This window comes from Bartonella sp. B30(2025) (genome assembly GCF_053793825.1).
The window spans coordinates 1,110,283-1,131,214 of the sequence record NZ_CP200034.1 but is presented as its reverse complement, the minus strand read 5'-3'; the positions used below and the strand labels follow the sequence as shown (position 1 = coordinate 1,131,214).

At 36.4% G+C, this 20,932-nt stretch carries 16 protein-coding genes and 1 other RNA gene; 7 read left to right on the top strand and 10 right to left on the bottom strand.

Annotated features, from left to right (window positions below; genetic code table 11):
* Positions 1-120: 120 nt before the first annotated feature.
* The 10 genes from ssrS to V4P55_RS04710 form a co-directional block, all read right to left on the bottom strand.
* Positions 121-281: non-coding RNA, 6S RNA (ssrS, locus tag V4P55_RS04755), on the bottom strand.
* A gap of 155 nt (positions 282-436) precedes the next feature.
* A complete protein-coding gene (locus V4P55_RS04750; RefSeq protein WP_455473960.1) occupies positions 437-1,207 on the bottom strand; it encodes a tetratricopeptide repeat protein in 771 nt (256 codons plus the stop codon).
* Positions 1,208-1,324: 117 nt separating this feature from the next.
* Positions 1,325-1,450, bottom strand: a complete 126-nt coding sequence (gene ykgO, locus V4P55_RS04745; RefSeq protein ID WP_220717794.1) for a type B 50S ribosomal protein L36 — start codon at positions 1,448-1,450, stop codon at positions 1,325-1,327.
* A gap of 1,062 nt (positions 1,451-2,512) precedes the next feature.
* On the bottom strand, positions 2,513-3,667 hold the full coding sequence (locus V4P55_RS04740; protein WP_455473959.1) for a 5-(carboxyamino)imidazole ribonucleotide synthase: 1,155 nt from the start codon (positions 3,665-3,667) through the stop codon (positions 2,513-2,515).
* A gap of 8 nt (positions 3,668-3,675) precedes the next feature.
* A complete protein-coding gene (purE, locus tag V4P55_RS04735) occupies positions 3,676-4,167 on the bottom strand; it encodes a 5-(carboxyamino)imidazole ribonucleotide mutase (protein WP_455473958.1) in 492 nt (163 codons plus the stop codon).
* 644 nt (positions 4,168-4,811) lie between these two features.
* The gene (gene yacG, locus V4P55_RS04730) at positions 4,812-5,012 is read right to left on the bottom strand and encodes a DNA gyrase inhibitor YacG (RefSeq protein ID WP_455473957.1); all 201 of its coding nucleotides are present in this window, start codon (positions 5,010-5,012) and stop codon (positions 4,812-4,814) included.
* 96 nt (positions 5,013-5,108) lie between these two features.
* On the bottom strand, positions 5,109-5,792 hold the full coding sequence (locus tag V4P55_RS04725) for a Maf family nucleotide pyrophosphatase (RefSeq protein ID WP_455473956.1): 684 nt from the start codon (positions 5,790-5,792) through the stop codon (positions 5,109-5,111).
* Positions 5,793-6,001: 209 nt separating this feature from the next.
* Positions 6,002-6,220 carry a translation initiation factor IF-1 gene (infA, locus tag V4P55_RS04720; RefSeq protein ID WP_010702900.1) on the bottom strand — a complete coding sequence of 73 codons (219 nt, stop codon included), beginning with the start codon at positions 6,218-6,220 and terminating at the stop codon, positions 6,002-6,004.
* Positions 6,221-6,905: 685 nt separating this feature from the next.
* A complete protein-coding gene (locus V4P55_RS04715) occupies positions 6,906-7,481 on the bottom strand; it encodes a disulfide bond formation protein B (RefSeq protein ID WP_455475044.1) in 576 nt (191 codons plus the stop codon).
* Positions 7,482-7,490: 9 nt separating this feature from the next.
* Positions 7,491-7,643 (bottom strand): DUF5993 family protein, encoded by a 153-nt coding sequence (locus V4P55_RS04710; protein WP_455473955.1) that lies wholly within the window; start codon positions 7,641-7,643, stop codon positions 7,491-7,493.
* A gap of 1,928 nt (positions 7,644-9,571) precedes the next feature.
* Between V4P55_RS04710 and clpB the strand changes: the two genes are divergently transcribed.
* From clpB to V4P55_RS04675, 7 genes are all read left to right on the top strand, one after another.
* Complete coding sequence (gene clpB, locus V4P55_RS04705) at positions 9,572-12,169, top strand: ATP-dependent chaperone ClpB (protein ID WP_455473954.1); 2,598 nt, start codon at positions 9,572-9,574, stop codon at positions 12,167-12,169.
* A 1,020-nt stretch (positions 12,170-13,189) separates the two neighbouring features.
* Entirely contained in the window at positions 13,190-13,513 is a 324-nt protein-coding gene (locus tag V4P55_RS04700; protein WP_455473953.1) for a hypothetical protein, read from the top strand.
* Positions 13,514-13,786: 273 nt separating this feature from the next.
* A complete protein-coding gene (locus V4P55_RS04695) occupies positions 13,787-15,112 on the top strand; it encodes a PBSX family phage terminase large subunit (RefSeq protein WP_455473952.1) in 1,326 nt (441 codons plus the stop codon).
* Positions 15,112-16,959: a portal protein gene (locus tag V4P55_RS04690; RefSeq protein ID WP_455473951.1), complete on the top strand. Its 1,848-nt coding sequence runs from the start codon at positions 15,112-15,114 to the stop codon at positions 16,957-16,959. The genes V4P55_RS04695 and V4P55_RS04690 overlap by 1 nt, the downstream gene beginning before the upstream one ends.
* 52 nt (positions 16,960-17,011) lie before the next feature.
* Positions 17,012-17,803: a hypothetical protein gene (locus V4P55_RS04685; protein WP_455473950.1), complete on the top strand. Its 792-nt coding sequence runs from the start codon at positions 17,012-17,014 to the stop codon at positions 17,801-17,803.
* Positions 17,804-18,086: 283 nt separating this feature from the next.
* Positions 18,087-19,250, top strand: a complete 1,164-nt coding sequence (locus tag V4P55_RS04680; protein WP_455473949.1) for a N4-gp56 family major capsid protein — start codon at positions 18,087-18,089, stop codon at positions 19,248-19,250.
* Between the two features lie 488 nt (positions 19,251-19,738).
* Positions 19,739-20,899 carry a phage capsid family protein gene (locus V4P55_RS04675; protein ID WP_455473948.1) on the top strand — a complete coding sequence of 387 codons (1,161 nt, stop codon included), beginning with the start codon at positions 19,739-19,741 and terminating at the stop codon, positions 20,897-20,899.
* Positions 20,900-20,932 lie beyond the last annotated feature (33 nt).

Sequence of the window (20,932 nt, the reverse complement as noted above, 5' to 3'; positions counted from 1 at the left end):
GTTCAATCATTGTGTAAATAACGAAAAACCGTAAAAAATTTTCATAAGTTTCGTAAAAAAATCACCGTAACACTTTATACGGAAAAGAATCATCATAGTTTGCATCATTGGCATAAAAAATGGTGATCCACAACAGCCGATGGAAAAAGTTGATCCCAAGAACCTACACAAGTAGGTGGGCGCCATATGAAAAAGCCCACGAGCCTTCTCAGGGACAGCTCCCTTGGAAATCAATAAGGTCTCAGGAATATGTTATCTCCTGTCGAGAAGCGCAGAACACCTCTTCGCAATATAAGATAGTTATAAGCCTTTTTCTAGACGAAAAATTGCTTCAATATAATATTTGAAAATATGTGCAATCTTTGCGTTGAAAAGATACTGTAAAGTAACAGGAGAGAGCTTAAAATTTATTATATAGCTAAGCAAAGCTTTGCATTCAAAGAGCCTGAGAAGATTTCTTGTCTAATAAAAAGGTAACACGCTTTTGAAGCTTTTGCATTTGTGGATAATAATAAAGAGCTGTCTCATATGCTTTGATAGCAAGTTGTGGACGCTCAGTTGCTTCCATGATAACTCCAAGCTCAAAAAATGCAATATAATTACGCGGTTCAAGACTGATAGCGTGATTAAGATCAGACATAGCAAGTTTGAAATCACTAAATTGAATATGAATCCAAGCACGCCTAATCCACGCTTCAGCATAATTGGGCGAAAGCACAAGGATATTATCAATATAATCAAGAGCAAGACCATAATCGTTGTCGCTAATAGCATTTTCAGCCCATGTCATCAAAAGATCAATGGTTTCACTGCCGGATTGTGACCATAAACGTTGAAGTTGTTGGCTTATTTTTTTTGCTTTGCTGACGTCGGCAGAAAATTTAAGCTCTTTTAGCAAACGTGAAATTTCCGCTTCTTTTCGTTGCTTGGCTCTGTCGTTTTGAAAGGGAGAAAATGTGTTAAGAGAATCTACAGCATCTCCTTTAACATCGGGATCATCGGGAACTGAGGGAGAAGGGGCCGGTATGAGGTCATCTAAGGGTAAAAGCGATTGAGGAGAATAATCATCAAACGGAGAATCAGGAAAATCTTGCCCATACGCAGGAGAAAGCAAGAAAAAAATCCCTACAAAAACAATAAAAACACTTTGTCGAAAAAGAAAAAAGCTTCGCAATCGTAAAGCTTTCAAAAAAATAGAAGTTCCCATAACAACACGCCATCAAAAACGAATCACTAAAAAATAGTTCACCGCACTCTGAAGCAAAATAGCATATGGTCAATCTCTTGCCAAAAAAAGGCAAAAACTATTAATCTCTGAAAATTATCAACCTTGACGCGCTCTAAAGCGTGGATTAACTTTATTTAAGATGTAAACACGACCTTTGCGACGCACCAAACGGTTATTACGATGGCGTTCTTTTAATGCTTTAAGAGAATTTTTAATTTTCATAATACTCACCGTTTATACATAACAATGCAACATATCAAGAAAATAAAACACCATGCTTACAGCGATATCGCTTTGGTGCGCATTCTCTTCACCTTAATGCATTAAAATTTTACACCAGACACTTATTTGTTATGATTACTGTAAGAAAATGCGCTACGAAAAATAAAGCATCTGTTTAAGCGCTTCAATAACATAACTAAAAAGCAAAAATAAATCACCAGACCTTTAACAAAAACTATTATTCTTGTCAAGAATTATGCTCTATAAATTCCTTATAAAATTGAGAAAAAATGTAGAGAACAGGACAGAGAAGAAGACAGAAATAGGAAAACTAAAAAGTGATATTTCGTATCTCTTTAAAAAGTCGAGAACTATGTTTTTAAACACTAAACTGTTGTTTATATCATGTTGGTGAAAGACGATATTGTCTTGATCTTACTTATAAGCATGAAAATGTAAATCAGTAAAACAGGAACAATGAATATAAAAAATAGAAAACAAAGATTTATAAATTTTGGATAAATGCAACGTCCAAAAGGTAAGTAAATGGAGAAATGCAAACAAGAGAGAAAGAAGATAAAAAAGCATACAAGATAGCTGTTACAAGTGTAAAAAATGACAAAGAGAGCAAAAAGCTAAAGGAAAAGAATCTTTATAAATTCTGACGTTTATCATAAAAAGGAACTCTAAGATAAGAACTAAAATATGTGCTTAAATTTGTGCAAAGTAAAATGAAAAATTATTGTGTGAGAAAAAAGGGAGGCATTAAAAACAAAAGCTTTGCAGAATAATACAAAAAACACATTGTTGAAAAATATCTTAAGAGTTATTTGAAGTAAACAGGGCTAAGAATGTTTTTAAAGAAGCTCTAAGAGACTTTTTGAAAAAAGCAAAGCAATTTATATTGTTTATGTGACTTAAAGAGCGTGCTTAAAAAATGAATGAAAAGAGCGTCTTTTTTTCTTTATATTTTGCGTTGAAGCGTTTCGCTAAAAGACATCATAATTGGGCGAAAGACATTGTCTTGATAATAAGGTAAAGATTATTGTTTTGTTGCAGACCCTATGACTCCTCAGATTTATTTGCTGGACCCGTTAACTTGATAACATGCCCCATTTTGCGGGTTGGTTGAACAGAGTTTTTTCCATATAAATGCACCGATGTGCGGTCTTGCGTTAAAAAATATTTGAATTCTCCAAAATTATTGCCAAGAAGATTGGTCATTTCACAATCGCTATGACGGTAGGTGCTGCCCAAAGGAAGCCCACAAATGGCACGGATATGCTGTTCAAATTGTGATGTTATGCATGCCTTTTGAGTCCAGTGACCAGAGTTATGTACGCGGGGTGCTAATTCATTCACTAAAAGAGTGCCATCTGCTAAGACAAAAAATTCAATACAAAGAACTCCGACATAATTCAGGCTATCCATAACTTGTACACTAATTTCTTGAGCAGCTTTTTGTACATGCAGTGGAATACGAGAGGGAACAAACGATTTGTGAAGGATGCCTCTTTGATGCTGGTTTTCAGGACAGTCATAAAAAATATATTCTCCTTGCGGTGTGCGTGCTGAAAGAACCGAAATTTCAGATAAAAAGGGAACAATTTCTTCCAAAATGAGTGGTTGTTCTTGAAAAGTTGTAAAAGCTTCGACAATGGCCTGTTCATTTGAATGATCTAGCATTATTTGATTTTTTCCATCATAACCAAAACGGCGTGTCTTTAAAAGACCGCGATTGCCTAATGCGGAAAGGCTAGAAATAAGAGACGAACAGTCATCAATAGGATGCCACGAGGCTGTGCGAATACCCTCTGCATTCAAAAATTGTTTCTCAAATAAACGATCTTGCGTTATCTCCAATGCCCTGGATGGTGGATAAACACTCTTGCTTTTTTCTATATATTTAACCATGGAAAGTGAAAGATTTTCAAATTCATAGGTCACAATATCGCACAGAGAAATAAAGCGATCTAATGCGGAACTGTCATCATAAGATGCAACAATGTGTTGATTGGCTGTTTGTGATGCAGGGCAATCTGCTTCAGGACAAAATACAACCGTTTGAAACCCAAGTTCTGCAGCAGCTATTGCTAACATGCGGGCTAATTGCCCCCCACCTATTAAACCAATCGTACTCCCTGAAGCGAGCATATGAGAGGAAGGTGATGAATGATCAGATGAGGAAAAAATCTTGGACGATACAGAATCTGTCATCTTAAATCTCAATCAATAGGAGTTTGTTCAACACTATTTGTCTGTTGTTGGCGCCAATCTGCTAAACGGTGCGCCAAATTCTCATCATAAACAGCCATCACTGCTGCCGATAAAAGGGCTGCATTAATAGCACCTGCTTTGCCTATCGCTAATGTACCAACAGGGATCCCAGCTGGCATTTGCACTATAGAAAGTAAAGAATCTTGACCAGACAACGATTGTGTATGTACGGGAACACCAAAAACAGGAAGTGGGGTGAGAGCTGCTAACATACCAGGAAGATGGGCTGCTCCACCAGCGCCAGCAATCAAAACTTTAAAGCCTGCTTCTTTTGCACCTTTCGCAAATTGATAAAGACGGTCAGGGGTGCGATGTGCTGAAACAATTTTAGAAATATGGGAAATTCCAAGACAGTTTAAAATATCCGCACTATGACGCATCGTTTGCCAGTCAGATTGACTACCCATTAAAATCGCTACGTCATATGATTGTTTAGTCATTAAACATCCTTTTCAAAGATATAATGTGATTCCCCCCCATTGTTTTTTAAAAGTTTGTATTCATTTTGCAAAGTAAATTTATACACAGCAACAGTTTTTTGATGCACGTTGAAAACAGGTTTTAGAGACCATTTTAAGTAAAAATAGAGATCTAAAAAGTGAAAAATAAAAATGCCATTTTTTTTTACAAATGACACGCTTATTGAAGACATATTATTTATTCTATAAGGAAAAGATGACAATATGAATGTAAAATAAAAAAATTCTTTCGTTATTTACGATAGTATAGAAACTGTAAAGTGTGCTATTAAGCAACAGTAAAATGATAAAATGAAGATATTGTTTTATAATTGAAGTGTGATTGGGTACAAAAGCTTCTCTCTCTCTTTTAAAATACATCCCGGAAAAAGAGAAGTAAGTTGCATTGCTAAGAGCATTTATCACTATGAAAAAGAAAATGAGCATTCAACATAGCAATTTAAAGAGAGAAAAGTTTTTTTATTATAAAACTGAAAAGGCATGAATGCTTGCGCTTTATGAACACAAAAATAGGTTGATGAGATCTCTTTTACTATATTCAGAAGCAAAATGAAGATGAGCTAAACGCTCATTTCTCAATAGTTGTTCAAAAGTTTGCTGTATTTTTATTCTTCTTCATCTGTTTTTTGTGATGGAGATGGCAAGATATAAGCGCCTGAAAGCCATCGATTCAGATCCAGAGCTCGACATCTTGTTGAACAGAAAGGATAAGAATTTTGTTGCGATGTCTGACCACAAATTGGACAAGGGTGCGGAGAACGTTTTAAAGTTTTCTCTCTTTTTGTTGCATTTGTTTCTTTTGACATGTTTGATTTTATACTTTCATGGCTTGTTTATGCAGTTTTTTTGTTTCGCTTCCCTTTTTTGTGAATCTTGAGACTATTTTATTTTGTTATTTTCTATTACGCTATTTCCTTGATCCAATGAGAAATAACAGGGTAGTGGTAAGAAGTAAGGAGATCCATTGTTTCAGCTAAGGGTAAGCCAACTATATTAGAATAGGATCCAGAAATATAGACAACAAAGGAACCAGCTTTCCCTTGAATAGCGTAGCCACCTGCTTTTCCTTCCCACTCTCCAGATGAAAGATAAGCTTCCATCATGGGGGAGGTCAATCGTCTAAAACGGACGCGGCTTTCAACTAATTTTACAGTTTTTTTTCCACTTTCATTGAGGGCGCAAATAGCGCCATACACTTTGTGTACACGCCCTGAAAGATATCGTAAACATTCATAAGCTTCGTCTTTATTCTCTGGTTTAGGTAGAATAACACGTCCAACAGCAACCACAGTATCAGCGGCTAAAATTACGGTTTTTTGTCCTGCAAATTCTTCTTTTCTATTTTGTTTGTACAACTGCAAAGTTTCCTGCACTTTGAGCGCCTTTTCTTTTGCTAGACGTTTTGCTAAATTTGCAGGATGTTCTTTTACTTTTGGCGTTTCATTAATATTGGGTGCCAAAACAGTGTGAGGGTCAAGACCAAGTTGTGATAAAAGAGCCAAACGACGTGGTGAAGCAGAAGCAAGCACCAAATGTACTTCTTCTGGATGCGTTTTCTTTAAGCAGACTCCCCTTATGATTCCCATTTTCAACCTCTTGAAAGTGACCTCTCATCCTCATATTATGAGTTTTGCATCACTCTTTTGTGAACCATCTCCCCCCCGCTTATCTTCTTTAAATTCGCTAAATCATTTTTTCGTATTTCATTTGCTGAGAGAAAATTTCTTGCAAAAATAAAGAAGGTATTTTGCAAAAATACCTCTGTTTTTAACAGAAAGTAAAAATCTTTTATAACTTACTTATAACGATAAGTAATACGCCCTTTTGTCAAATCATAAGGGGTCATCTCAACCATAATTTTATCACCAGCTAACACACGAATACGATTTTTACGCATTCTTCCCGCGGTATGGGCAATAATCTCATGATCATTTTCTAATTTCACGCGAAACATAGCGTTAGGGAGGAGTTCAGTCACAACACCAGAAAATTCCAAAACTTCTTCTTTGGACATAAATAATGACTTCCTTTACAATTTGTAAATAATTTCAAATATTCGTAAAATCGATAATTCTCTGCATTAATTTTACTTGCAGGTTATTTTTTAGCGTTCATATCTTATTTTTCTAGTTTTGTGAACAAAAATTCAACAGAAAGAAAAGGATTTTTTTTATCTTGCCTTCTTGCGGGAAAGTTTTTGATAAAATTGCACCTCTCTATATGCGATAGATAGTGACAAAAACTCATCCTTATCACTTTTTGTCATTTTTAATTTTTTTCAGCAACTAGCTATGTTGGTTACTTTTAAACTCTCATTTATAAATTTTTATTTTGAAGACATTATGTCTTGATAGACTTTTACAATAGATAGTAAGAGCGCATTTTTGTGATGACATATTTGTCTGTTGCTTGTTCTTTTTATTGTCTTATTTACATTTTAACGCTTATACAGATATACAGAAAAAATTATATAAGTAAATACGATAATAAGTTTTCACATTTATAAGTTTTAAAGATTCTATAAGAAAGATATTTCTGAGTTATAAGAGATCACTTTTTATAAAAAGAATATCTTTTGCAGTTTAGGTAAAGGCTGAAATATATAAATTTCTGATCTTTTACAAAGAGATCTCTCGGATCAAATTAAGATCTACAAAATCTCTTTGATTCTAAATTTTTTCAATAGAAATCTCTTACAGTTAAGAAGAAAACCAATGATGTAATAACTCGTATCTGACAGGATTACCAACACATTGCCCACTTCCGCACTCTAGAACAGTAGAAACTAGATTTGCTGCAATCAAAAATATAAATAAAGCACTTGCTGTTTTCTTTAATAACGGCAAAGAAGGAAGTACTTTAAATTTGTTCGTAAGTTCCGTTAAAATCATTATCAAAACAACACCAAGAATACAAAGAATTGATGTAATAAAAGCCCAACTATATAAATGTATTCCAAAGAAAGCTGAGCCATATCCAGCCTCTCCCGGCATAATATGTAAAAGTATTTGTCGAGTAGCTACAAGGATTGTTACCATACAACCAATAATAATCATGGCATAATGGGTATTTTTAACTTTATAGTATATATTGAAGAAAAAACCGAATCCAGCAAGTATAAAGCCCACACGTTGAAGAAGACAAAGAGGGCATGGCAATTCAGATTTCTCTAATTGAAAATAGAAGGCTATTATCAAAACAAGAGATAATGAGATTAACCCTAAAGCATTCATAAGTATGACAAAATCATAATTTTTCTGTTCAGTATTTTCCATCATTATCTCCTAAAAAGATAAATTTAAAACAGACGTAGCATGCTGCTTAAAGATTAAAAGAATGGCCGCGAGCAAAATTATCCATAAAACATAACTTAGATTTTTTTTGCCATAAACAGTGGCAACCGCTGCACTGAAAGCAATTAAAAACGGAATAAACATAATTGCAATCTCCTCCATTGTGTCATTTTGTGCGGTTATTCATCCCAAAAATATGAGAGTATTTGTAAAAGGTAGCAGTTCTTTATTTCACGTTTATCCTTTTCACTTTTATGCGCTCAAAAATAATGAAATGTATGGATGATAAGCGCACAGCAAAAAAGAAATCGTGAAACATGAAATGTCGTTTTCATTAAAAACGTAAAAATTTTTATCACTGTACGGAGTAGATATTGGTTTAAATTTTTAGCTTTTCATGATCCCTTGTCATTAAAACGCTTTTCTAAAGTTTTTGTTGCATTGTTCTCAAAATTAATTTTTTCTTATCCATAATTTTTGCAACTAAACGTGCTATTTTCCAAATATAATTTTGAGCAAAAAAGACAATTAAAGAATAAAGTCACCTTTAAAATCAGATTAAAATGATGAAAATGCAAAAAGATTTTTATTGATTTATGATAACACATCTTTTTTCTTGGGAGGCTTTTAAGCTGTGTTTTGTGTTGTTTTTAAAGATGCTTTTTGACTTTGATGAGCGATTGATGCAGTTTTTTAATGGTAAAGTTCCTTTCATTTTGTCCTTATCGTTGATGCTTGAATAAGCTTCTTGGCAACTTTTCAGAATATTCACTCTTCTGTTCATTTCACACTATGTTTAGAGAAGTATTTTCTCTTGCATCACAACAGTCCCTATAAAAAATGAACAAGCTTTTGTAGAAATTTTGCAAGATGGTTGGTTTAAGGGACATTTACTTTTGTTTTTTCTCTATCCGTAAATATTTAATTTTACCAATAGGTAGCTAACGTAGAGCGATATTGTATATTTTTGACTTAGAAAGAGTAGAGTAGATAAGTTCATCTATCCCGTTTCATAAGCTCTTATAGATCTAGAAATTATATGAATATAATTCAAAATTGTTTATTTTGTTTAAAAGTAAAGTGTCATCGCTTTTCATGGAACACACTTTGCTCGTTTCCTTTTAGGAGGGGGGTACGGAGTCTTTTTGAGAATGTGCAAAAAATAACCCTAAGTGTCTATCAGTCTCTCTATCAGTATTATTTATCTATTGTGACTGCTAACTTTATCTATATTGGGCAGTTGTGATATATATTTTCATACAAAGATGAAGAGAATAATGGGCGTTTTAAGTGGAGGGTCAAAATCATGATCGCAAAAAATGAAGTTTCTACAAAATGTTAGCTAAATTATGCTATTAGAATACGATTTTGGAGAAAACTTGTAAAAGCATATCAAAATCTACTCTTTGCAAATGTCAAAAATATTGCGCAACACTCCCATAAAACAGTTGAACATACCCCTCTCATTTTATTGGTTTATTGTGTCCCATGTGATTTCTATTCACCATTACCTAGAAGCTGTAGTTGCACTTTTAAAAGCAAAAACAACAGTCTTATAAAATTTTTTGTCTATGGCATCAACAATGTTGATTGAGCCTGGAGAGAGAGACATTTGTAAACATATTGCCATAACTCTTAGGTTTAGGTGAGATAAAATGTTTCTAAAACTGCAACTGAAAATCAATATAAAGGAAAGAAAAAGCAGAGTATCAAAAAAATAAGAGCAGTGGGAATTGGAGAGAGAAAGTAGAAAAAAATAGAATACCTAACATAGAGTATTGAGAATTAAGAGAATATCGCTTTCTTTTCTCTTGTCAAAGAGCAAACAGTCAAAAAAACCGTCCACATGGAGAGAGAGGCTTGTCTCTTTCTCGTGGTGAGGGCTTTTGCCATAATTTTTCCTTATTTAGAGTTCTTTCCCCTTGTACTACCTCTTATAGAAACCCATATTTATGGCTACATTATAGCTATTTTTATACTGCGTTGTTGGTGCTGCAAGGCAAGATTTTGTTAATTTTTTTTAAGAGCCTTTAAGAAGTTAAAGGGCTGTGGTGGTTACGAAAGGGAAAAAAATGAACCTAGAAAAATATAGCGAACGTGTTCAAGGTTTTTTACAATCAGCACAAAATAATGCTCTCGCTTCTGACCACCAACAATTTACACCGGAACATCTGCTTAAAGTCTTGTTAGAAGATCCCCAAGGGTTAGCAGCCTCTTTGATCCAAAGAGCGGGTGGGGATCTTTCTCTCATTCAAAAATCTCTAAAAGAATCCCTTGAGGCTATGCCAAAAGTGCAGGGAGGAAATGGACAGCTTTATCTATCCCAGCCTTTGGCAAAAGTTTTCTCTATGGCAGAAGAACTTGCACAAAAGGCTGGTGATCAGTTTGTAACGGTGGAGCGTGTATTACAAGCGCTTCTAATGGAAAAAGCTGCAAAAACAGCTGAGAGTTTAACTAACGCAGGACTAACTCCGCAAGCGTTAAACCAAGCAATTAACGAGATTCGTAAAGGAAAAACAGCAACAAGTCGACACGCAGAAAGTCAATATGATGCTCTCAAAAAATATGCTCGGGATTTAACAAAAGATGCTCGAGAAGGAAAATTGGATCCTGTTATTGGACGAGAAGAAGAAATTCGCCGGACTATTCAGGTACTTTCAAGACGCACCAAAAATAACCCCGTTCTCATTGGTGAACCAGGAGTGGGAAAAACCGCAATCGTTGAAGGGCTCGCATTGCGAATTGTTAATGGTGATGTGCCTGAAACTTTGCGCGATAAACAGCTCTATGCACTGGATATGGGAGCTCTTATTGCTGGAGCAAAATACCGTGGGGAATTCGAAGAACGTTTAAAAGCAGTATTGGCTGAGGTGCAAGCCGAAAGCGGACATATCATTCTCTTTATTGATGAATTGCACAATCTGGTCGGAGCAGGAAAATCCGATGGACCTATGGATGCTTCAAATCTCTTAAAACCAGCTCTTGCTCGCGGGGAACTCCATTGCGTGGGCGCTACGACTCTTGAAGAATATCGCAAATATGTTGAAAAAGATGCTGCTCTGGCAAGGCGCTTCCAACCTGTCTTTGTTGCTGAACCAACCCTTGATGATACAGTCTCTATTTTACGCGGGATTAAAGAAAAATACGAACAACATCACAAAGTGCGCTTGGCAGACAATGCTTTAGTTGCTGCTGCACGCTTATCTAATCGCTATATTACCGATCGTTTCTTGCCAGATAAAGCCATTGATCTGATTGATGAAGCTGCCGCAAGATTGCGTATGCAAGTTGATTCAAAGCCAGAAGAACTTGACGCTATTGATCGACGGATTTTACAGTTGAAAATCGAACAGGAAGCTTTGAAAACAGAAGTCGATCCAAAAGCAAAAGAGCGCTTAAAAACTGTACAAGATGAACTCGAAAAGTTAGAGCAACAATCTGTAGAAATGACAAGTGCTTGGCAGGCAGAAAAACAAAAATTGGGACATGCTGCTGATTTGAAAAAAAAGCTCGAAGATGCACGTAATTCTTTAGCTATTGCACAGCGTAATGGACAATTCCAAAAAGCTGGTGAACTGGCTTATAGTGTTATTCCAGAACTGGAAAAGCAACTGAGTTTAGCGGAAAATGATGACCAAAAAAATAATCTTGTCGAAGAAACTGTGAACGCAGAACATGTGGCTCGTATCGTTTCAAAATGGACAGGAATTCCCGTTGATCGTATGCTGGAAGCAGAGCGAGAAGCGCTATTGCGGATGGAAGACGAAATTGAAAAACGTGTTGTAGGACAAGACAATGCTGTTCAAGCGGTCGCGCGCGCCGTACGACGTGCACGAGCAGGGTTGCAGGATCCAAATCGACCCATCGGATCTTTTTTGTTCTTAGGACCTACAGGTGTTGGAAAAACCGAATTAGCTAAAGCGCTTGCTGCTTTTCTTTTCCAAGACGCTAATGCAATGCTGCGCATCGATATGTCAGAATATATGGAAAAACACGCTGGTGCACGCTTGATTGGGGCACCCCCAGGATATGTCGGATATGAAGAGGGAGGTGTACTGACAGAAGCCGTGCGCAGAAGACCTTATCAAGTTATTCTCTTTGACGAAATTGAAAAAGCACATCCTGATATCTTTAATCTCTTGCTCCAAGTGCTCGATGAAGGACGTTTGACTGATGGTCAGGGAAGAACCGTCGATTTCCGAAACACTTTGCTCATTATGACTTCTAATCTGGGAGCTGAATTCTTAACCGCGCTTCCAGAAGGACAAAGTGTGGATCAGGTAAAAGAAGATGTCATGAAGGTTGTAAGAGCAGCTTTCCGTCCAGAGTTCCTTAACCGTATTGATGAGATTATTCTTTTTCAAAGATTACAGCGTCATGATATGGAAAAAATTGTCGATATTCAGATACAACAGTTGCAAAATTTGCTCAATGAACACAAAATAACCCTCCATATCAAACCAGAAGCACGACAATTCATCGCTGATAAAGGATATGATCCTGTTTATGGAGCGCGACCTCTCAAACGTGTTATCCAAAAAGAAATTCAAGACCCTCTTGCTGAAAGTATCTTGTTTGGAAAAATTCAAGATGGAACAAATGTCACCGTAGAAAAAAAAGACGATAAATTAGTTTTTTTACCTACTACACAAGCAGAAAATAATACTTAAAAGGATAACTCTAAAATATAAAAACTTGACAAGGTAAATCTAAAAGGCTATCATTACAACATAATCGGAATTGTATATTTTCCTCAGTTGTCTGATGAAAGCAAAGATCTCGCTTCTATGAGATTGTCTTCTTTAAGTGTCTTTAGTTTTTGTGATTTCAGTGAACTCTTGCAAACGCGAAAGTGTGTGAGGGGAGTACTGGATTTCTAATTTTCTGGATTTGTCTTCATAGCTCTGTCAGAAAATGCTGGTTAATCTATAATCAGCGATGTAGCATCTACAAGGGGCTTTGGTTAAGATATAATGAAGAGCTTATCTTGCAAAGACCCTATGGCAAAGAGTTTCAATATTTGCAGTCAGCGGTTTCAATAAAGAAAATGTCATGCTCCTTTAAGGTGTCATGCTCCTTTTAAGAGTGAAATTTCTGAGAGGATGCAGTCTCTTTTTGAGTAATTTTGCTAAGATTATTCTATCTGTGATCTTAATTATACGGACAGTCATATTTAACCAAAAGGACCAAAAGAATCTTGTTGGCTTTCTTCTGAAGAGATTTTTTCTCTCTTTTAGCTCTGATGAGTATATCCTTATAATATTACTTTTGGGGATCGCTGTTATTTTCTCTTTTTATATTTTCATTGGGAAATGAAAATGCCGGTGTGCTTTTTAAAAAAGACTATAATTCAATTTCCCAGAAATAGAGAGAGCAATAAACAAAAAAGGCAAGCAGATCACGGTAATATGAGTGAGCGAATAGAAAAACACGACTGCAATGTTATTAAGAGTAGTGATAATGGGCACTGTTGATCAAAGATAAAAGAGAAATAATGAATCATCAAAAGGCAGCCGCAAAAATTGTACCATTTAAAATAAGTGATGAAACAAGCATTTTAAATTTATGCACAATTGCACCACGAAAGATACATGATATTATGAGAATGTTATATAAGTTACCTTATTGATTATTATTAAAATTTTTCTGATTTTGATGCAATAAAATCAGATCTTATTTTTTATAGGAACATGATGGTAAAAGAAAATGAGAAGTGCCTTCCTTTGCGCAAAAGAGGGCGGCCAAAAGGTGCGTTAAATAAAACAGCAAAACGCTTTAATGAAGCTCTGCTTGCTGCTGCAGAGCAGGCTGGATCCCAATATGGTGAAGATGGATTGGTATCTTATTTGCAATATCATGCACTCAATAACCCTGTCCCTTTTTTTTCGCTGCTGGCAAAGGTTTTACCTTTACAAGGAGCCGCAGAGGCTAAAAGCAATGGTAAAACAATTTCACGTGTTGAGATTGTGCCAGTCGTTTCAAAGAATGTGACATCAGATGATCTTGATGCTTGAGGATATGGTGTTGTTAGAACACTGTAGCGCTTGAAGATAAAAACTTTTCTTTTTGCACATATTAACGCTTATAATCATACAAAATCTTATCAATTTTATATTTTTTTTATACTGTTGTGCAGTGTGATTGGTACGCAGTGGAATCCACTCAAAGAAAAAACAGAACAAAGAAGATTGCTGGTAAATCAGTGTTGAAAAATTTTCTTTAAACGATCTTTCAGAATTTCCTTTAAAAAACGAGAGAGAATTCTATTTCTCAGTCACAAAATCAAAATGACAATTACTCAAGTTGCTCTCATTCCAAAATTGATCCCTGTTTTTACTGGAAAAGCAGATATACGTGCCGCTTGGGGCGGACGCGGATCTGGAAAAACCCGTTCTTTTGCTTTGATGACGGCTGTAGTCGGATATCGGCATGGAAAAGCAGGAGAGCGGGGCATTATTCTTTGTGCGAGACAATTTCAAAATTCACTTAATGAAAGTTCATTAGAAGAAATTAAACGTGCAATTGAATCTTATTCTTTTTTACAAGATTATTATGAAGTTGGCGATAAATATATCAAATCAAAAGATGGGCGAATTGTTTACGTTTTTTCTGGTCTTGATCGCAATATCGCCAGTATTAAGTCGATGGGACGCATCTTTCTTTGTTGGGTGGATGAGGCTGAACCTGTGACAGAAGCCGCTTGGCAAACCCTTATTCCAACATTGCGCGAAGAAGGAAAAGATTGGAACGCAGAGCTATGGGTGACATGGAACCCTTGCCGAGAAAATGCGCCCGTTGAAAAACGTTTTCGAAATGTTTTGGATCCCAATATCAAAGGCGCTGAAATCAATTGGCGCGATAATCCGAAGTTTCCAAAAAAGCTCAATCGAGATCGAAAAGCAGATTTGCAGCAAAGACCAGAACAGTATGGACATATTTGGGAAGGCGAATTTCTTCAATCTATTCAAGGGGCTTATTATCAAAAAGCTCTTTTGGAAGCAGAGCAAGAAGGACGTATTACCACTGTGCCACGCGATCCTTTAATGCAGATTAAAGTTTTTTGGGATATTGGTGGAACTGGTGCAAAAGCCGATGCTACCGCTTTGTGGGTGGCTCAATTTGTCGGACGAGAAATCCGCGTTCTTGATTACTATGAAGCGCAGGGACAGCCTTTATCAGAGCATATAGGATGGATATTCCAAAAGGGATACGATAAGGGGCTGATGGTCTTGCCCCATGATGGCGCGACAAAAGATCGCGTTTATAATGTCAGTTTTGAAAGTGCACTTCAACAAGCCGGATTTCAAACAAAAGTTATCCCTAATCAGGGAGTAGGCGCTGTGAAAATGCGCATTGAAGCCGTAAGGCGATTGTTTCCTGCTATATGGTTTAATCGTGAAACAACAAAAGCTGGACGAAAAGCACTCGCATGGTATCACGAAAAACGAGATGAACAGCGCAATATTGGATTGGGTGCTGAACATGATTGGGCAAGCCATGGAGCCGATAGTTTCGGGCTTCTTTGTATTGCTTATGAACAACCAACTCTTCGACCGAAAAAAAATTCTTATCGAACTTCTAACCATTCTCAAACTTCATGGATGGCCTTTTAATGAATAATTCTACAGACTCTTTTCATCAATTTGAAACGCTCGAACATCAAGCTCTTTTTAAAAAACTCGTCGGCTGGTATCAAGATGATATAACCCATGTTGAACAATGGCGAAAAAATGCTCAAGAAGACTATGACTTTTATAATGGGCGCCAATGGAATGACCAAGATATCGCATTGCTTAGAGAACAAAACAGACCAGTAATGACTTTTAACCGGATTGCTCCTTTGGTCAATGCTGTGATTGGTACCGAGAGAAACAATAAAAGACAAGTGCAATTTATTCCACGACAAGAAGGTGCAGCCTTTGCAAATCAAATTTTAACAGGAGCTGCTGAATGGTTTCGTGATGAAGCCGATGGCGAATACGAAGATTCTGATGCTTTCCAAGATGCTATCATTTGCGGAATGGGGTGGACAGATACGAGATTGGATTTTGAAGAGGATCCGCAGGGAAAACCTGTTATTGCACGATTAGATCCTATGAAGATGGTTTGGGATACAAGTGCGATAAAACCAAATCTCATCGATGCACAGCGTGTGTGGTATATTGATGAAAAACCTCTTGAAGTTGCTCAAGAAATGTTTCCTAATGTTCATTGGAGCGATCTTAATGCGGATTGGGTTAAACATAATATCTTTTTGCATAAAGCAAGCGATGATAATACGCAAAGCTATGACGAAAATTCTTATGGAATAGAGAGCGCACAGAAACCAAAAATGGTTACATTAGCTGAATGCCGCTGGTTCGAGAGGGAGGTTCTTTATAAAGTTCTCGATCCACAAACTGGAAAATTTATCAATTATTCAGAACAAGAGTTTCAAAAAATTAGCAAAGATTTTCCCTACATTCAAGCAACAAGACTGACTACAAAAGTCGTTAAACGAGCATTTTTAGGAAAAAAATTACTCGATGCACCAGATAAGCCATTGGTTCCGCCTAACCAATTGGGCTGGGAATGTATTACTGGATATTTTGATAAACTAAGTCGACAGTTTTATGGAATTATTAAACCAACAAAAGATCCTCAACGCTGGGCGAATAAATATTTTAGCCAAGTGATGCATTTGCTCAATAGCCAATCAAAAGGTGGAATTATGGCTGAGCGTGATGCTTTTGATGATGATCGTCAAGCTGTGGAAAGTTGGGCTAGAGCAGATAGTATTACTTGGCTTAAAAGTGGTGCTGTGGCAGGTGGTAAGATTCAACCAAAACCCGTAGCGCAATTCCCACAAGGTTTTTTTCAACTCTTTAACGAGGCAAAAAACGCTATTTCGCAAGTGACAGGTTTGTCTCCTGAATTTATTGGGACGCGTGCGGTTAACCAACCAGGTGTTCTTGAAGAACAGCGGCGTCAATCTTCACTCAATCTGCTCGCTTCATTCTTTGACGGCTTACGCAGATACCGCCAACGACAGGGAAAAATTATTCTTTATCTCATTCAAAACTATCTCTCTGATGGGCGGTTAGTGCGGATTGCAGGAGATGAAAATGCGCAATATGTGCCACTGACGCGTGAAATGATTACAAGTTTGGAATATGATATTGTTGTTGATGATGCACCAACAAGCCTCAATGAAAAAGAACGCACTTTTGCTATTATTATGCAATTACTGCCTTTAATGCAAAGTTTCATAACACCAGATATTATGCTCGATCTTTTGCGTTATTCACCTTTGCCGGCATCACTCATTCACAAAATTGCTGTAAAAGCACTCAAGCAGGAACAACTGCAACAAGAGCAAGAGATCTCCTCCCAACATAGCGGAGAGGCTCAAGCACAACAAGGTGCTGGAGCAGAGCAAATAATGCAAGCTATTTTGCAGATGGCAAACGCTCAACAATAAGCTGCTTCACATAAAATAATCCTATGGTCTGAAAAAAGAGAAGGTCAATAAAATGGATCAAGAACAATTAACACTGGAAGAACAAAATCAATTGAAACAGGATGTTACGCCAACAATACAAGAAGAAAAAGGCAACCAGTTTAAAGAGGAAGCAGAGGGAAAAACGCTTGAAGTCAATTTACAAGCGTTGGAAGAAAAAGATCAACAACTACTAGCACATCAAGAAAGTCTGCCACAACAAATTGAAAAAGATATACAAAAAGGAGATGTTCCCCCAGACCCAGAAAAAGATTTTATGGGATATATGAAATGGTTAGGAAAAACACTCCATAAACAAGAACTATTGCACACCAAACAACAACATCATGCGACTTCTCAAGCTGAACAACTGCATTCTTTTTATCAGCAATCTGTTGCTGCTGTTAAACAAAAATACCATGATTTTGATAAAGCAGCAGATTTTATTTATGATATGCGTGCCAAACAATTGGCTGCTTTCTCTTCAATCTATCCAGAAATGGCTAATCAACAAGTTGTGGATACAGTGATTGGCAATGAATTGAAACAAATCTTGCAGCATTGTGCGCAGAAAAATAAAAATCCTGCAGAAGTCATCTATTCTATTGCGCAAAATATTGGTTATACAAACCCCCAAAGCAATACTGTTGAAAATTTGCAAGAAAAGCACAATTCTGCACGCACATTGGCAGCTTCTAACGGATTAACGCCTAGCGGTCCTATTTCTTTGGATATGCTCGATAAAATGCCAGAAACAGAATTTAGTACCTGGATTAGTGATCCAAAAAATAAAGCTGCGTTTAACCATTTAATGCAGGGAAAGTAGCTATAAAAAAGAAATCTATGAGAAAGTATCTCTCAAAAAAATTGTGAGAGGTGATTGGATGAAAGGAAAAAAATAAAGCAAGATCTCTCGTGTAAGAATGCTTAAAAGAAGCCTCTCCAAGATGGGTATATGAAAAAGCATCTTTTAGAAAAAGAAGATGCTCTCAATAAAATCCATATAAACACGCAACAAACCAATCCATCATTTGAAAAATGAATAATGTGGATAGCAAATAATCGGCATTTTGCCGATTTTTTTATATCAATAATTTTAAGAGGGAAAAATGTCTACAAGTTATATCGGAATCAATGATCAAAAGACTGTGTGTATATGGTCTAAACTCTTGAATCAGGAAATTTCAAAAGCAATCCCTATTGCTTCGTTAATCGGAAAAGATTCTAACAGTATCATACAGTTAAAAGATGAAGCGAATAAAGCAAGTGGTGACTCAATTAGCTTTAATTTGCGCATGCAATTATATGGAAGCGGAGTGAGTGAAGGAGAACAACTTGAGGGTAGTGAAGAACATCTACACTTTTTCAGTGATCGTGTGGCTATTAATGAGCTTTCTCATGCTGTACGTGTAAGAAATGAAGGAACAATAGATCAGCAGAGAGTCATATATGATTTGCGCACAGAAGCCAAAAACGCTTTGGTAGATTGGTATGCAGATCGTTTAAGCACGATGTTTTTTCTCCACGTTTGTGGGTATACTGCAGACCACAATGTCTTTGAAGGACGAAAGAACTTTATTTTACCAGTACATTACGGATTTAATAAACCAACACCAGCTACGGATAAACGCATTATACGACCTAATGGAAAAACAGCAGATGAAGATTTAGATGAAAATGATGTCTTTAGTCTCAAGCTTATTGATAAAGCTGTGGAACGCGCTAAGCTCGCAAACCCAAAAGTTAGACCAGTGCGTGTCGATGGGAAAAATGTTTATGTACTTTATCTCCACCCAACACAGGTAACACAATTACGGACAAATACTGAAGCAGGGCAGTGGCTGGACATTACGAAAGCTATCTATAGTGGAAATAACATAAAAAATCCCATATTTGATGGGTCGCTGGGCATGTATAATGGGGTCATTTTGCGTGAAGCTGAACATATTACTGAGGGTATCAAGCAAATAGCACCAGAAAGTGATGATTCTGAGCCTGTAAACAATGTGCGTCGTGCTGTTCTGCTTGGAGCACAAAGTGCTGTTATTGCTTTCGGCAAAGATAGTGGAGCGACACGCTATAAATTGGTGGAAGAGCTTTTTGACTATGAACGCGAATTTGGAGTGGCGGCGAAAACAATTATTGGTATGAAAAAAACATGTTTCAATTTTTCTACAAATAATAATTCATATTACGATTCTGGTTCATTTGATGATGGTTTTATACAAGATTTTGGGACAATTGTGATACCAACTTATGCAGAGTCTGCTTAAAAGGTTTTTGAAAAAAGAAATGTAAAACAGTATATCAGAAAAGTACTGCAATAAGATATGTTCTCATGAAATCTTAAAGATAAGGCAAAAAAAGTTGCCTCTAAAGATCAAAAAGCTTTGTAAGCACTATCAAATAGTTGAAAAATATTCGGTAAAAAATTGTTGTACCTGTATTTGCTCCATATCAGCAGTTGATAGCAACTGTTTTCATTTCTTGGGATAAACCAGAGCAATGCTAAAAACATATTGAGTACTTGACTCAATAATTCCAAGATTCAAACTGTCTTTAATAATTTAATGGATGACAATATTTGTCAAGGAAAATGTCTAGAAAGCGCCTTTAAAAAGATGATGCGTGAGAAAAACTTCTCAATGAAGATCCACAAATAGGAAATAACATCCACCATACGCAAAAGCAAAAATGTGCACCAATAATAATCGGCATTATGCCGATTATTTTGTATCAATGGTAATATTAAAGAGTTCAAATGACAAAAAACCATATCAAACAAAATAGAAAAACAGCATTAGAGACTTACTTTCAATTTTTTAATAAAGAAATTGCAAAGATAACTCCTATTGCTGCATTAATTGGAAAAAGTGATAATAATATCATACAATTAAAAGAGGCAATCAATAAAGGAAGCAATGATACAGTTATTGTTAATATGCGCTCGGATTTAACGCATAATGGTGTCAGTGAATTTATGCAGCTTGGCAGTTCGGAAGAAGAGCTATATTTTCTAAACGATAGCATAAATATAAATAAATTGTCTCATGCTGTGCATTTCTATAAGGAAGAAACGATCAATCAAAATATGATGCGCAATTTGCATACAGAAGCTAAACGTGCTTTGATTAATTGGTATGCTGTCCGTTTGACGCGAATGTTTTTCATGCAAGTTTGTGGGTATACAGCAAGCCACATATCTTACGATGAAAAACAGCTACAGATTTTTCCAATGCATTACGGATTTAACACGCCAACACAACCGACAGATAAACGTATTATACGACCCAATGGAAAAACAGCAGATGAAGATTTGTATGAAAAGGATATCTTTAGTCTTGACCTTATTGATCAAGCTATTGAACGCGTTAAGCGTGAAAAGCCAAAAATGAAACCGGTATATGCAGGAGGGGAAGAATTTTATGTGCTTTATCTGCATCCACAACAGGTAGATCAATTGCGCAAGAATACAGAAAAAAAACAATGGCTCGAAATTACGAATGAAATCCATAAGGGAGATCGCATGAAAAGTCCTCTCTTTGATAGGGCTCTTGGTGTATATAATGGGGTTATTTTGCACGAAACTGACTATGTGACTCCAGGAGTCCAGATTGGCCAAGAAAATAGCGCTTATAACACTACCTTACAAAATGTGCGTCGTGCTGTTTTACTTGGAGCACAAAGTGCTATTCTTGCTATCGGCAAAGGTAAAGGAATGGGCTATTATCAGCTTGTAAAAGAGTCTTTAGACTATGATGATGCGTTCGGGATGGCAATAAGATCCATTGTCGGAATGAAAAAGACGCGCTTCCATATACTTCCACAGAATATGCAATATTCAGAAAGTATGTATAACGTGAGTCAGCAAGATTTCGGAGCACTCGTACTCCCTACTTATGTAGAGACAGAAACTCATTAGAGACTGTGCGATCAATTTTGAATTTTTCCTCCA